Raw genomic sequence first — 13,387 nt, forward strand, 5'->3', positions numbered from 1 at the left:
AGCGGTCAGGCGCTGTCGTCCGGCCGCTGCGCCAGGACCGCGCCCAGGAGCAGCCCGGTGCCGATCGCGGTCACCAGGGTGATCAGCTCCGTGAGGTCCCGGAAGCCCTCGATCGCGTACCCGCCCGCCAGGGCCGTCAGCCCCCGCATCCCGAGCGAGCCCACCGTCAGCGTGAAGAAGCCCGGCAGCACCAGGACCAGGCGGGGCGGGCGGCCCGGCCGGCGCGCCAGCCAGGTCGTGGCCGCGCCGAGCACGACCGCCGCAGCGAACGTGCCGCCCACGTCGCCGAGCAGCTTGGTGAACCCCGTCTGCACGCCCACCGTCAGATACACGAGCACCAGGAGCATGCCCAGCAGCCGGGCGGGTACGGCGAAGGCGAGCAGGGCGCCCACGGTGAAGACGGTCCAGCTGGCGAACAGCACCCAGCGCGGCAGGTCCGCCGCGGCCGCCACGTCGAACAGGTCCTGACGCGGCCGGCCCGTGATGACCAGGCCCAGGACCACGCCCACATAGAGCTGCACCAGGAGGGCCACCGCGTACACCAGGCGCACCGCGCCGGTCGTGAGGTACCCGGCGGCGAGCTCGGCCGCCGCCGCGCTGAGGTAGTCACCGGGGACGAAGAAGAACAGCGCCGGAAGCATCAGCAGCACGGGTCCGCCGTGCTCGGGGGAGCGGGCGAACAGCTCCAGGGCCAGCAGCGAGACGGTCACCGCAGCGACCAGCGGCAGCACCTTCGCCAGCCGGGGCAGCCGGTCGGCCGCGACGGCGAGGCACGCCGCGACCGTGCCGAGGACCGCCGTGCTCCCGACCTCGTACCAGGTCGGCTGCATCAGCGGCGCGAAGCCCACCGAGAACAGCACCACGCCCAGCAGCTTCGCCCACCAGGGGTACGGGGGAGCGGCGCGGGTGATCGCGGCGAGCCGGTCGCTCGCCCTGCGGGCGTCCAGCCGTCCCGCCGCCACCTCGTCCAGGAGCGGCTTGAGCGCCACCACCCGGTCCATCCGGAAGACCTCGGGGAAGGCGCGCACCACGAGGGCCGAGCGGCGGCCGTGCGAGGTCACGGCGACCGTGGCGGCGTCGGGCAGCACCGCCACCGACGCGGTGCCGCCGAGCCCGCGGGCCGCCGAGGTGACGGAGCGTTCGACCTGCTCCGCGCCCTCGCCGCTGGTCCCGAGCAGGAGCCGGGTCAGCCCGTCGAGGAAGCCGACGAGGGCGTCGTGCTCCGCGTCGCGGTCGGTTCCCCGCACCGCGTTCAGCGCGGCGCGCGGGCGAAGGCGTGCAGGAAGAGGGCCTCCACCTGGGCCATGTGCTCGATCTCCGTCGGGTCGACGCTCTCGTTGGGCGCGTGGATGAGGCACCGCGGCTCTTCGACGCCCATCAGAATGATCTCGGCCGACGGGCAGACCTCCGCGAGGACGTTGCAGAGCGGGATGGACCCGCCCTGGCCGAGGTACGTCATAGGTTTGCCGTACACCGTCCGCATCGCCTCGCCGAGCGCCCGGTACGCCGGACCGTCCGTGGCCGCGCGGAACGGCGCACCGGCCTGTTCCGGCTCCACCTGGATCCGAACACCCCAGGGGGCGGCCCCGGTCAGATGGTCCGTCAGCGCGCGCTGGGCGGCCTCCGCGCCGGTGCCCGGCGGGATGCGCAGGCTCACCCGGGCCCGTGCGGTGGCGGGGACCGACGCGGAGGAGCCCACCACGGGAGGGCAGTCGATGCCGAGGACGGTGACGGCCGGGCGGGCCCACAGCAGGTCGGACACCGAGCCCGTGCCGGTGAGGGGCACACCGTCGAGGACGCCCGCGTCCTTGCGGAACTGCTCCTCCTCGTAGCGTGCCCCCTCCCAGGTGCCCGAGGCGTCCAGCCCTTGTACGCGGGTGGCCCCGGTTTCGGGGTCGCGCAGGGTGGAAAGCAGCTGGATCAGCGCGGCCAGCGCATCGGGGGCCGGGCCGCCGAACATCCCGGAGTGCACCTCGCCGGCCAGGGTGTCGACGGTCACCACGACGTTGACCACGCCGCGCAGGGAGGTGGTGGCGGTGCCGACGCCGACGGCCGCGTTCCCCGTGTCGCAGATCAGCAGGGCGTCGGCGGCGAACTGTTCGGGGTGCGCGGCCGCGTACGCCTCGAGGCCGCCGGTGCCCTGCTCCTCGGAGCCCTCGGCCACGAACCTCAGCCCGACGGGGATGTCGTCGCCGAGCGCGCGCAGGGCGGTGAGGTGCATGACGATGTTGCCCTTGCAGTCGGCCGTGCCCCGCCCGTACCAGCGGCCGTCGCGCTCGGTCAGCGTGAAGGGCGGTGTGGTCCAGGCGTCGTCGTCCAGCGGGGGCTGTACGTCGTAGTGGCAGTAGAGCAGCACGGTCGGGGCGCCGGGCGGGGGCGGGCGGTGCCCGATCACCGCGTTGCTGCCGTCCGGGGTCTCCACGAGGCGTACGCCGTGCAGACCCGCCTCGGTGAAGGCGTCGGCCACCCACTGGGCGGCCCGTACGCACTCCTCGGGCGGGTACTGCCGGGGGTCGGCCACCGAGGGGATGGAGACCAGTTCGGTCAGGTCCGCCTGTGCGCGGGACATCAGGCCGGAGATGCGGCCGGCGAGTTCGTCGGTGGCCATCAGCGCCTCACTGTGTTCTCGGTCTTGAGGTCGGCGATCTTGTCCTCGATCTTGTCCAGCTTGTCCGGACAGTAGATCTCCAGGATCTTCGCCTCCGCCCGGATCGCCTCGGTGTCCCCGATCACGGGGCGCATGCCGGGGCCGGTGGCGCCGTTGGAGATGCTGATCTTCCACAGCGCGGACTTGAGCGAGGAGCCGGGCTTCTCGCAGACCTGGCCGCCGTCGTCGCCCAGGGTGCGCTTGATGGTGCCTACGTCGGGCCGGGGGTAGCCGGCCGCCACGGCGGCGTCGGCCAGCTGCTCCGCTTTCTCCGTCGCCTTGTTGTTGGTCTTGACGTTCTCGTACCGGATGATGCCGACGACCACGAGCGCCACCAGGAGGACGATCGCGCCGATGTAGAGCCAGCGGTGCTCGGAGGCGAAGCGGGTCGGGCTCATGACGCGGCCTCCTCATCGGCCGCCGCCGTGCGCCAGCCGGGTTTGCGCAGTTTCAGGAACAGCCAGGGGATCAGCAGCCCGAGGATGACCAGTCCGCCGCCGACGATGGCCACGTACACCCCAACGCTGCCGCCGCCGAACTGGGAGGGCGGTACGAAGCCGATGGCCAGGGCGGCGATCGACGCCAGCAGACCGACCGTGCACAGCAGCCCGAGCGCCGGGACGCGGTAGCCGCGCGGGTGGTCCGGCTGGGTCTTCCGCAGCCGGACGGCCGCCACGAACATCAGCAGGTAGACGATGAGGTACACCTGCGTCGTGATGGTGGAGAAGATCCAGTAGACGCTGGACACGTTCGGGATCAGCGCGTACAGCAGCGCGATGACGGTGGTGACGATGCCCTGCGTGACCAGGATGTTCTGCTGGATGCCGTTCTTGTTGAGCCGCTGGAGATAGGGCGGCAGGTAGCCCTCGCTGCGGGAGATCTCCAGCAGGCCCTTGGACGGCCCGGCCAGCCACGTCAGCATCCCGCCGAGCGCCGCAGAGATCAGCATCACCGCGGCGATCGGCGTCATCCAGCCGACGTGGAAGTGGGAGAAGAACGCGTCGAACGCCTGCATCACACCGGCCGTCAGGCTCAGCTGGCTGGAGGGCACCACCCAGCTGATCGCGAGCGCCGGCAGGATGAAGATCAGCAGCACCAGACCCATCGCCAGGAACATCGACTTCGGGTACTCCTTCGCCGGATCGCGCAGCGAGGAGACGTGCACGGCGTTCATCTCCATGCCGGAGTACGACAGGAAGTTGTTCACGATGAGCACCAGGCTGGCGAGCCCCGTCCACTGGGGGAGCAGATGTGACGAGGTCATCGGCGCGGCGGAGGCGTTCCCCTGTCCGAGGAAGACCATGCCGAGCACGACCAGCACCGCGCCGGGGATCAGCGTGCCGATGACGAGCCCCCAGGAGGACAGGCCCGCCAGCGCCTTGGTGCCCCGGGACGAGACCCAGACACCGGTCCAGTAGAGCACCATGATCACGATCGCGGTGTACAGGCCGTTGGACGCGAGCGAGGGATCGATGACGTACGCGATCGTGGACGCCACGAAGGCCAGGAGGCTCGGGTAGTAGAAGATCGTCATCGCGAACTGGCACCACACGGCGAGGAATCCGAGCGGCTTGGACAGCCCTTCGCTCACCCAGCGGTAGACGCCGCCGGGCCAGCCCGAGGCCAGTTCGGCCGAGACCAGCGCGGTCGGCAGCAGGAACACGACGGCCGGCAGGAGATAGAGGAAGACACAGGCGAGTCCGTAGACCGCCATCGTCGGCGCGGCCCGCAGACTCGCCACCGACGCCGTCGTCATCAGGGCGAGCGTCAGCCAGCTGATCCTGGGCGCTGCCGGCCGCTCCCTGGCGGCGGTGCGTGCCGAATCCTTCGGCAGATCCGCCGGCATGTCCATCGCGCTCATCTGTACCTCCGGTCGCGACGCCACGGGTGCGTTCAGAACGCCAGCCTTGGCCGCTTCACGCCCGTTCGCGCGCGGGGTCACCCGAACGGGTGGCCTATGCGGTGTTTACGGGTGGCCGTCGCGCTGAAGAGGGCGTGCCGCAACCGTTGACAGCTCTCCCGGGAACTGGCTTCATGAGCAACGCCCTTGGGAGCGCTCCCACGCTCCGAGGGGCCCGCACGCACCCCCGCACACACCCGGCACCCCCACCGACGTGACGAAGGGAAAGTCCGTTGCGCTCGCTCCCCCTCCCCGCCCTGCGAAGGCGCTCCCGAAGACCAGGCCGCCCGCTCGGAGCCGTAGCCCTGGCGCTCGCCGTCGGCGCGGGCCTGCTGCTCCCGCTGTCCCTGCCGGCCGGCGCGGCGGCCGCCCCCGCCTTCGACTACGGCGAGGCGCTGCAGAAGTCCGTCCTCTTCTACGAGGCCCAGCAGTCCGGAAAGCTGCCCGACACCAACCGCGTCTCCTGGCGCGGGGACTCCGCGCTGGACGACGGCAAGGACGCCGGCCTGGATCTGACGGGCGGCTGGTACGACGCAGGGGACCATGTGAAGTTCGGCCTCCCCATGGCCTACTCCGCCACCATGCTCGCCTGGGGCGGCACGGAGCAGCGGGCGGCCTACGAGGCGTCGGGCCAGCTGCCCCACCTGCGGAACAACCTGCGCTTCGTGGACGACTACCTCCTGAAGGCCCACCCCTCGCCCAACGTGCTGTACGGCCAGGTCGGCAACGGCGGCGACGACCACAAGTGGTGGGGCCCCGCCGAGGTGATGCCGATGAAGCGCCCGGCGTACAAGATCGACGCCTCCTGCCCCGGAAGCGACCTGGCGGGCCAGACGGCCGCGGCCCTGGCCTCCTCCTCGATGGTGTTCTCCGACCGCGACCCGGCGTACGCGGCGAAGCTGATCACCCACGCGAAGCAGCTGTACACCTTCGCCGACACCTACCGGGGCAAGTACAGCGACTGCATCACCGACGCGCAGAGCTACTACAACTCCTGGAGCGGGTACAACGACGAACTCGTCTGGGGCGCCATCTGGCTGTACAAGGCGACCGGCGACACCGCGTACCTCGCCAAGGCCGAGTCGTACTACGACAACCTCTCCACCGAGCCGCAGACCACCACCCGGTCCTACCGCTGGACGCTCTCCTGGGACGACACCTCCTACGGGGCCTATGTGCTGCTCGCCCAGCTGACGGGCAAGCAGAAGTACATCGACGACGCGAACCGCTGGCTGGACTGGTGGACGGTCGGCGTCAACGGGCAGCGGGTGCCCTACTCACCCGGCGGCCAGGCCGTGCTGGACAGCTGGGGCTCCCTCAGGTACGCCGCGAACACCGCCTTTGCCGCGCTGAGCTATTCCGACTGGCTGACCGGTGACGCCACCCGCAAGGCCCGCTACCACGACTTCGCCGTCCGCCAGATCGACTACGCGCTCGGCGACAACCCGCGCGGGTCCAGCTATGTCGTCGGCTTCGGCGAGAATCCGCCGACCAAACCGCATCACCGCACGGCCCACGGCTCGTGGACCGACCAGATGACCAACCCGGTCGAGACCCGGCACACGCTGTACGGGGCACTGGTGGGCGGTCCGAGCGCACCCGACGACACGTACACCGACGACCGCGGCAACTACGTCAACAACGAGGTCGCCACCGACTACAACGCCGCCTTCACCGGGGCGCTGGCCCGGCTCTACGCGGAGTACGGCGGGAGCCCGCTCGCGGACTTCCCGCAGCCGGAGGAGCCGGACGGGCCGGAGATGTCCGTCCAGGCGTCGGTGAACGCGGCCGGAGCGAACTTCACCGAGGTCAAGGCGTATCTGATCAACCGTTCCGCGTGGCCCGCCCGCGCGCTCACCGACGCCTCGGTGCGCTACTACTTCACGCTGGAACCGGGCGTCGCACCCGGCGACATCAGCTTCACCACCAACTACAACCAGTGCGGCGAGGTGACGGGCCCGACGCATCTGACGGGCGACGTCTACTACGCGACGGTGGACTGCTCGGATACGGACATCGCTCCGGCCGGCCAGTCCGCGTACCGCAAGGAGGTGCAGTTCCGGATCAGCTCGGCCGGTGCCTGGGACCCGTCGAACGACTGGTCGTACCCGTCGACGGCGACGACCCCGGGCGGCACGCCGGTCGACGCCCCGCACATGGTGCTCCTGGAGGGCTCGGCGCCCCAGTGGGGGACCGCACCGGACGGCACGGACCCCGGGCCGGACCCCGACCCGACGACCACCCCCGACCCGACGACGACCCCCGAGCCGTCCCCGACGCCCGACCCGACGGACACGCCCGACCCCGAACCGGGGGCCTGTGACGTCACCTACCGGGTCAGCCAGGCGTGGGGCACGGGTTTCACCGCCGATGTGACGGTGAAGAACACCGGGTCGGCTCCGCTCGACGGCTGGCAGCTGGCCTTCGACTTCCAGGGCGCCGAGAGCGTCAGCAACGCCTGGAACGCGACCGCCACGCAGAGCGGCACCCGGGTCACCGTCAAGAACGCCGGCCACAACGGCTCCGTTCCGGCGGGCGGCAGCGCCTCGTTCGGCTTCCAGGCGAACGGCGCGCCGGGCGCCGACCCGCACTCCTTCACGCTCAACGGGAAGGAGTGCGGCTGAGACCGCTGGCTCAGCGCGGGCAGTTCCAGTGCCCCTTCACCCAGTGGGTGTCCCAGTGGCCGGGGACGTATGCCTTGGTCCAGTGGCCCTTGACCCACTGGGGGTGATGGGTCCAGTGGCCGGGCTTCCAGTGCCCGTGCCGGTCGTAGTGTCCGGGGTGCCAGACCTTCTGGTCGGCGTAGTGCCCCTTGACCCACTGCTTCGCCCAGTGGCCCTTGACCCACTGTTTCTGCCAGTGGCCCTGCTGCCAGGTGCAGTGGCCGTGGTGGTGGGTCGCGGCGGACACGGCGGCCGGTGCGGGGGCCGGTGCGGCCTGCGCCGCCCCGGCGGTTCCCAGGGCGGCCCCGCCGGCGAGCAGTCCGGTCGCGGCGGCGCCGGCCAGCAGGCGGCGGACTCGGGTGGAAGCGGTCATCGGACGCACCTTCCTCCTGTTGGAACGGATCCCCGAGCCCAGTGAAGGGAAAAGCCACGAAGACATAAATATAGCCCGAATGGGGGAATATGGCCGCTCTACCGGGGTGCGGCCGTCACGCCTCGGACGGCGTCCTCAGCGCCGCGTACGTCCCCGCCACCGCCGCCAGCAGCATCACGCAGCCCGTGAAGACCAGCCCGGCATCGCGCAGCCCCACCGCGGTCGCCAGCGCGCCCACGCCGACCACCGGCAGGGAGATCCCCGTGTAGGCGACGACGAAGAACGCCGAGATGGTGCCGCCCCGGTGCTCGGCGGGGGCCGCCTCGCTCACGAGCGTCAGCGCGGCCCGGAAGGCGAGCCCCTGCCCGATGCCCCCGCAGACGGCACCCAGGACGAGCAGCACCAGTGACTTCGCCAGCAACGAGGAGGCGACCAGCAGAAGCCCCACGATCAGCACACCGCACCCCAGCGGCAGCGCCCGGCGCGCCCCGATGCGCGGGGCCAGCGACTGCCCGATCGTCGAGGCGCAGAACACCGAGAAGACCACCGCGCCCGTCACCGCCAGGTTGTGCACGTCCAGCGTCTCGGCCGCGAAGCTGGGCGCGACCGCCGTGAACAGGCCGAGCAGCGCGAAACCGGCGAAGGCGGCCAGCGAGGCCGGGACGAACACGCCCTTCACCTCGGCGGGCACCCTGACACCCTGCGGCTGGAGCCGGGGCCACCGCCGCGGCTCGGCCACCGTCTCCGCCAGCCGCCACGTGATGAGGCACGCCACGGCGACCAGACCCAGGTGCACCCAGAACGGCAGGGACAGCGGCCAGGGCGTGTACTCGGCCAGCACCCCGGAGAGCAGCGGGCCGCAGCCCAGACCGCCCATGTTCGCGGCCGTCGCGGCGAACCCGGCGCGCGCCTTCTGCCCCGGGGCCGCGAGCTCGATGACCGCCGCCGTCGCCGCGCCGCTCAGCAGCCCCGCCGCGCCGCCGGACAGCACCCGGCCGGCGAAGAGCAGGGGCAGCCCGCTCTCCAGCAGGAAGCACCCCGCACTCGCGGCGGACAGGGCCATGGCGGCCAGCAGCACCGGCTTGCGGCCCACCTTGTCCGAGTAGTTGCCCGCCACCAGGAGCACGGAGATGACCGCGACCGCGTACACGGCGAAGACCACGGTCACCATCAGCTCGGAGAACCCGATCTCCTTCTGGTAGAGCCCGTACAGCGGCGTCGGCAGCGTGGTGCCGGCCATGCCGATGGCGAAGACCACCGCCGCCGCCAGGTAGCCCGCGCGGCGCCCGCCCGTCCGTCCCGTATCCTCACGCACCATCACGCACGCCACTCTATGCAGCGGGCGGCCCCCGGTCGGAGCGACGGGCGGCAGCCCGTCGCAGCCCGAAAGAGAGCCACCATGAGGATCGCCGACGCGCAGGTCGTCGTCACCAGCCCCGGCCGCAACTTCGTGACGCTGAAACTGACGACGGACGACGGTGTCACCGGTCTCGGCGACGCCACGCTGAACGGCCGCGAGCTCGCCGTGGTCAGCTACCTCACGGACCATGTGGTGCCTCTGCTCACCGGCCTGGACCCGCACCGGATCGAGGACACCTGGCAGTACCTCTACCGGGGCGCCTACTGGCGGCGCGGCCCGGTCACCATGGCCGCCATCGCCGCCGTCGACGTCGCCCTGTGGGACATCAAGGCGAAGGCCGCCGGACTGCCCCTCTACCAGCTGCTCGGCGGCGCCTCCCGTGACCGCCTCGCCACCTACGGCCACGCCAACGGCCGAGACATCCCCGAACTCCTCGACTCCGTGCGGCAGCGGCTGGACGAGGGCTACCCCGCCGTCCGCATCCAGACGGGCATCCCCGGTCTCAAGGCCGTCTACGGGGTGCACACCACCGACGAGCAGGGCGAGCGCGTCCTCCACCAGCAGACCCGGCCCCTGGTCGAGGACTGGGACACGGACGCCTACCTGCGCCACACCCCCGCCGTGTTCGAGGCGGTACGCGCGGAGTTCGGCGCCGGGATACCGCTCCTCCACGACGCCCACCACCGCCTCACACCCATTCAGGCGGCCCGGCTCGGCAAGGACCTGGAGCCTTACCGCCCGTTCTGGCTGGAGGACTGCACCCCCACCGAGAACCAGGAGGCGCTGCGGCTGGTGCGCAGGCACACCACCACGCCCCTCGCGACCGGCGAGGTCTTCAACACGGTGTACGACTACCAGACGCTGATCACCGAGCAGCTGATCGACTACGTGCGCAGCGCGGTCACCCACTTCGGCGGGGTCACCCCGCTGCGCAAGCTCTTCGACTTCGCCGCCCAGTACCAGATCAAGAGCGCGATCCACGGACCCGAGGACATCTCCCCGGTCGGGATGGCCGCCGCCATCCACCTCGGCTACGCCGTGCACAACTTCGGCATCCAGGAGTACTCCGGCCACAACGCCCTCACCGAGGAGGTGTTCCGGCACGCGTACACCTTCACCGACGGCTTCCTGCACCCCGGCGAGGCGCCCGGAATCGGTGTGGAGCTGGACGAGGAGCTCGCGGCGGCCCACCCGTACGAGCAGACCTATCTGCCCGTGAACCGGCTCCTGGACGGCACCGTCCACGACTGGTGAACGAGGGGCCCGGGAGCGCCCGGGCCCCTCCGCCGCTAGGGGAACGCCGGCTGAAGGCCCGCGTACACCCCGTGGCGGCCCAGCAGTTCCTCGTGCGTGCCGACCTCCACGACCCGGCCGCCCTCCATCACCACGATGCGGTCGGCGCCCTGGATCGTGGAGAGGCGGTGCGCGACGACGAAGACGGTCCGGCCGTGCACCAGCCGGGACAGCGCCTCCTGCACCAGCGCCTCGGAGCGGTTGTCCAGCGCCGAGGTGGCCTCGTCGAGCACCAGGACCCTCGGATCGCGGATCAGCGCCCGGGCGATCGCCAGCCGCTGCTTCTGGCCGCCCGAGAGCCGGGCCCCACGCTCACCGACCACCGTGTCCAGGCCCTGGGGCAGGCGGCGGACGAACTCCATGGCGTTGGCGTCCTCCAGGGCGCTGAGCAGCGTCGCGTCGTCGGTGTGCCCGAGGCCGTACGTGACGTTGTCGCGGATGCTGCCCTCGAACAGGATCGACTCCTGCGGCACCACCGAGAGGAACCGCCGATAGCTGCGCAGGTCGAGCCCGGCCATGTCGGTGCCGTCCAGCAGGATGCGCCCCGCGGTGGGCCGGATGAACCCGATGAGCAGGTTGAGCACCGTCGACTTGCCCGCCCCCGACGCGCCGACCAGGGCGATCGTCTCGCCGGGCCGCGCGGAGAGCGTGAACCCGTCGACGGCCGGCCGCTCGTCCTCGTACGCGAAGGAGACGTCCTCGAAGTCGATGCGCCCGGTGACCTGCTCCACCTGCGCCTTGCCCGCGTTGTGCTCCAGGTCCGGTGCCTGGAGCACCTCACCCGCCGAACGCACCGATTCGAGGCCCTTGGTGAGGATCGGGGCGAGCCCGAGCAGCGTGGTCACCGAACCGGTCAGGACGGTGAAGAAGGCGCTCAGCATGACGACGTCACCGGCGGTGACGGCCAGCCAGCCGTGGTACGCCACCAGCGCGGACCCGGTCAGGCAGAGCACACCCAGGGTGTTGAGCAGGACCCAGGCCAGCGAGCCGAAGCGGCCGTTGAGCATGTCCAGGCGCAGACCGGCGACGAACACCTGCCGCAGGGAGCCGTCCACGCGCCCCAGAGCGGTCCGCTCCAGGCCGTGGGCGCGTGTGATGGGGATGAGGGTGGTCATCTCGCCGACCCGGGACGACAGCTGCTCCACCTCCCGCCGGAAGGACTCGTTGTGGCTGCGCAGCCTGCCCCGGAGCTTCATCACGAGGAACCCGGCGGCGGGGACGACGACCAGGAAGACGGGCAGGAACGAGGGGACCCGGACACCGATGACGACGAGCCCGCCGACCAGCGTCACGACGGCCCCGAGCCCCATGTCGGCGCTCTGCTGCACCATCTGCTCGACGGCTTCGACATCGCGGACCACTTTGGCCTGGAGCACGCTGGAGCTGACCCGGGCGTGGTACCCGACGGACAGCTGCTGCATGCGGCGGCAGAGCGCGGAGCGCAGCGTGATGCCCATGCGGCGGATGCTGCCGCCGAGGCACCGTACGTACCACTGATGGAGCGGGTAGTTGAGGACGAGGATGAACAGCAGGAGGCCGGTGGCCTGCCAGAGCTCGGACTCCGCACCGTGCTGGACCACCACGTCCAGCACGGTGGCGGTGATCAGGGGGAGCAGCCATATGGGGCTGTGCTTCACGGTGAAGAGGACGACGGCGAGGGCGAGTCGCCCCCGGTCCGGGCGGAGGAGGAGTGCGAGGGTGCGGACCGGGTGTTCGCCGCGGTAGCGGTGGTCCAGGTGGTCGAAGGGTGCCAGGGATTCGGCGGAGGGTGGGGATACCGCTTTCTGCATGACACCATCCCAACCCGCGACCGATGCCCGGGGCAACTGTGTTCCACGTATGGGACAGGGGACCTTCGGCGGTACGGAAGCGGTCAGCGCACGGGGACCCCGGCCGGCCGCGGCTCCGGTGCCGGTTCCTCGCGGCGCGGGCGGCCCACCGTGGCGATCGCGCTGGTGACGAGGCCGGCCAGCAGCCCCCAGAACGCCGAGCCGATGCCCAGCAGCGTCACGCCCGAAGCGGTGGCCAGGAAGGTGACGACGGCCGCCTCGCGCGACGCCCTGTCGGCGAGAGCGGTGGCCAGCGAGGACTCGATGGTCGCGAGCAGCCCGATCCCCGCGACGGCCAGGACGAGTTCGTGCGGCATCGCCGTCAGCAGCGAGGCGACGGTCGCGCCGAGAAGCCCCACGCACAGGTAGAAGAACCCCGCCCACACCGCCGCCAGATAGCGCTTGTCGCGGTCCGGGTGCGCCTCGTCCCCCGTGCAGATCGCGGCCGTGATGGCGGCGAGGTTGAGCCCGAAGGCCCCGAAGGGCGCCAGCACGGCGTTGGCCGCGCCGGTCCACGTCATCAGGGGGGACACCGGCACGTCGTAGCCGGAACCGCGCAGTACTGCGACTCCGGGCAGGTTCTGCGAGGCCATGGTCACGACGAACAGCGGTGCGCCGACGCTGATCAGCACCTTCCAGTCGAACTCGGGCGCGGTGAAGACCGGGGTGGCCAGGGAGAGCCGTACCTCGCCGGTCCGCCAGCCCCCGGTGAACAGGGTGGCCACCACGCCCGAGGCCAGCGCCAGCAGCACCGCGTAACGCGGCAGCAGACGACGGCCCAGCAGGTAGACCACGAACATCGGGAACGCGACCGCGAAGCTGTGGTGCATGGTGCTGAACAGGCCCGTACCGAACCTCAGCAGCACCCCGGCGAGCAGTGCGGCGGCCAGCGGGACGGGGATGCGGTTCATGGCCCGGGCGAACCATCCGGTGACACCGCTCACCACGATGAGCAGCGCCGAGAAGATGAACGCGCCGACGGCCTGGGCCATGGACACCCCGCTCAGACCCGTCGTCAGCAGGGCCGCGCCGGGCGTCGACCAGGCGGTCACGACCGGTGCCCGGTGACGCAGCGACAGACCGGCGCAGGTGCAGGCCAGTCCGACGCCGAGCGCCAGCATCCAGGAGGAGATCTCCCGCGCGTCCGCCCCCGCCGCCTTCGCCGCGGTGAAGACCAGTGCGGCGGAGCTGGTGACCCCGACCATGACGGCGATCAGCCCGGCCGCCACGGCGGAGGGAGGTGCGGCCGAACGTATGCGGGTCAACGCGGACATGAGTGTGCCACTTCCGGGAAGCTGCCGGGCGTTCCGTATATGGAACGT

General features: G+C 71.4%; 10 protein-coding genes. 2 read left to right on the forward strand and 8 right to left on the reverse strand.

The annotated features are described in order from the left end of the window. Positions 1–5 precede the first annotated feature (5 nt). Genes AMK18_RS06700 through AMK18_RS06715 form a run of 4 tightly spaced genes read right to left on the reverse strand, consistent with a single transcriptional unit; the run spans position 6 to position 4,508 of the window. Positions 6–1,247 carry a threonine/serine ThrE exporter family protein gene (locus AMK18_RS06700; protein ID WP_073862028.1) on the reverse strand — a complete coding sequence of 414 codons (1,242 nt, stop codon included), beginning with the start codon at positions 1,245–1,247 and terminating at the stop codon, positions 6–8. 5 nt (positions 1,248–1,252) lie between these two features. Next, positions 1,253–2,608 carry a dipeptidase gene (locus tag AMK18_RS06705; protein ID WP_073862029.1) on the reverse strand — a complete coding sequence of 452 codons (1,356 nt, stop codon included), beginning with the start codon at positions 2,606–2,608 and terminating at the stop codon, positions 1,253–1,255. Next, positions 2,608–3,045 carry a hypothetical protein gene (locus tag AMK18_RS06710; protein WP_018105031.1) on the reverse strand — a complete coding sequence of 146 codons (438 nt, stop codon included), beginning with the start codon at positions 3,043–3,045 and terminating at the stop codon, positions 2,608–2,610. The genes AMK18_RS06705 and AMK18_RS06710 overlap by 1 nt, the downstream gene beginning before the upstream one ends. Further along, positions 3,042–4,508, reverse strand: coding sequence for an APC family permease (locus AMK18_RS06715; RefSeq protein WP_073862030.1), 1,467 nt, complete (start codon positions 4,506–4,508; stop codon positions 3,042–3,044). The genes AMK18_RS06710 and AMK18_RS06715 overlap by 4 nt, the downstream gene beginning before the upstream one ends. Positions 4,509–4,780: 272 nt before the next feature. Here AMK18_RS06715 and AMK18_RS06720 point away from each other — a divergent pair, with 272 nt between their 5' ends. Beyond that, positions 4,781–7,171, forward strand: coding sequence for a glycoside hydrolase family 9 protein (locus AMK18_RS06720; RefSeq protein ID WP_073862031.1), 2,391 nt, complete (start codon positions 4,781–4,783; stop codon positions 7,169–7,171). A gap of 10 nt (positions 7,172–7,181) precedes the next feature. On the opposite strand, the gene AMK18_RS06725 is transcribed toward AMK18_RS06720, so the two are convergent. Both AMK18_RS06725 and AMK18_RS06730 read right to left on the reverse strand, forming a co-directional pair. After that, on the reverse strand, positions 7,182–7,583 hold the full coding sequence (locus tag AMK18_RS06725) for a YXWGXW repeat-containing protein (protein ID WP_073862032.1): 402 nt from the start codon (positions 7,581–7,583) through the stop codon (positions 7,182–7,184). Between the two features lie 115 nt (positions 7,584–7,698). Beyond that, positions 7,699–8,901: an MFS transporter gene (locus AMK18_RS06730; RefSeq protein WP_073862033.1), complete on the reverse strand. Its 1,203-nt coding sequence runs from the start codon at positions 8,899–8,901 to the stop codon at positions 7,699–7,701. A gap of 81 nt (positions 8,902–8,982) precedes the next feature. Between AMK18_RS06730 and manD the strand changes: the two genes are divergently transcribed. Further along, the gene (gene manD / locus AMK18_RS06735) at positions 8,983–10,197 is read left to right on the forward strand and encodes a D-mannonate dehydratase ManD (protein ID WP_018105026.1); all 1,215 of its coding nucleotides are present in this window, start codon (positions 8,983–8,985) and stop codon (positions 10,195–10,197) included. Positions 10,198–10,232: 35 nt separating this feature from the next. Here the strand turns inward: manD and AMK18_RS06740 are convergent, their stop codons facing one another. Then, positions 10,233–12,026: an ABC transporter ATP-binding protein gene (locus AMK18_RS06740; RefSeq protein ID WP_073862034.1), complete on the reverse strand. Its 1,794-nt coding sequence runs from the start codon at positions 12,024–12,026 to the stop codon at positions 10,233–10,235. 83 nt (positions 12,027–12,109) lie between these two features. Continuing rightward, positions 12,110–13,339, reverse strand: coding sequence for a benzoate/H(+) symporter BenE family transporter (locus tag AMK18_RS06745; RefSeq protein WP_073862035.1), 1,230 nt, complete (start codon positions 13,337–13,339; stop codon positions 12,110–12,112). Positions 13,340–13,387: the final 48 nt, after the last annotated feature.

This window comes from Streptomyces sp. CB01249 (assembly GCF_001905735.1).
In the GTDB taxonomy this organism is placed as follows: Bacteria; Actinomycetota; Actinomycetes; order Streptomycetales; family Streptomycetaceae; genus Streptomyces.

Coding starts and splice junctions, on each gene's coding strand:
- AMK18_RS06705 (WP_073862029.1), bottom strand. CDS start 2,608: ATGGCCACCGACGAACTCGCCGGCCGCATCTCCGGCCTGATGTCCCGC.
- AMK18_RS06710 (WP_018105031.1), bottom strand. CDS start 3,045: ATGAGCCCGACCCGCTTCGCCTCCGAGCACCGCTGGCTCTACATCGGC.
- AMK18_RS06715 (WP_073862030.1), bottom strand. CDS start 4,508: ATGAGCGCGATGGACATGCCGGCGGATCTGCCGAAGGATTCGGCACGC.
- AMK18_RS06725 (WP_073862032.1), bottom strand. CDS start 7,583: ATGACCGCTTCCACCCGAGTCCGCCGCCTGCTGGCCGGCGCCGCCGCG.
- AMK18_RS06730 (WP_073862033.1), bottom strand. CDS start 8,901: ATGGTGCGTGAGGATACGGGACGGACGGGCGGGCGCCGCGCGGGCTAC.
- manD (WP_018105026.1), top strand. CDS start 8,983: ATGAGGATCGCCGACGCGCAGGTCGTCGTCACCAGCCCCGGCCGCAAC.
- AMK18_RS06740 (WP_073862034.1), bottom strand. CDS start 12,026: ATGCAGAAAGCGGTATCCCCACCCTCCGCCGAATCCCTGGCACCCTTC.
- AMK18_RS06745 (WP_073862035.1), bottom strand. CDS start 13,339: ATGTCCGCGTTGACCCGCATACGTTCGGCCGCACCTCCCTCCGCCGTG.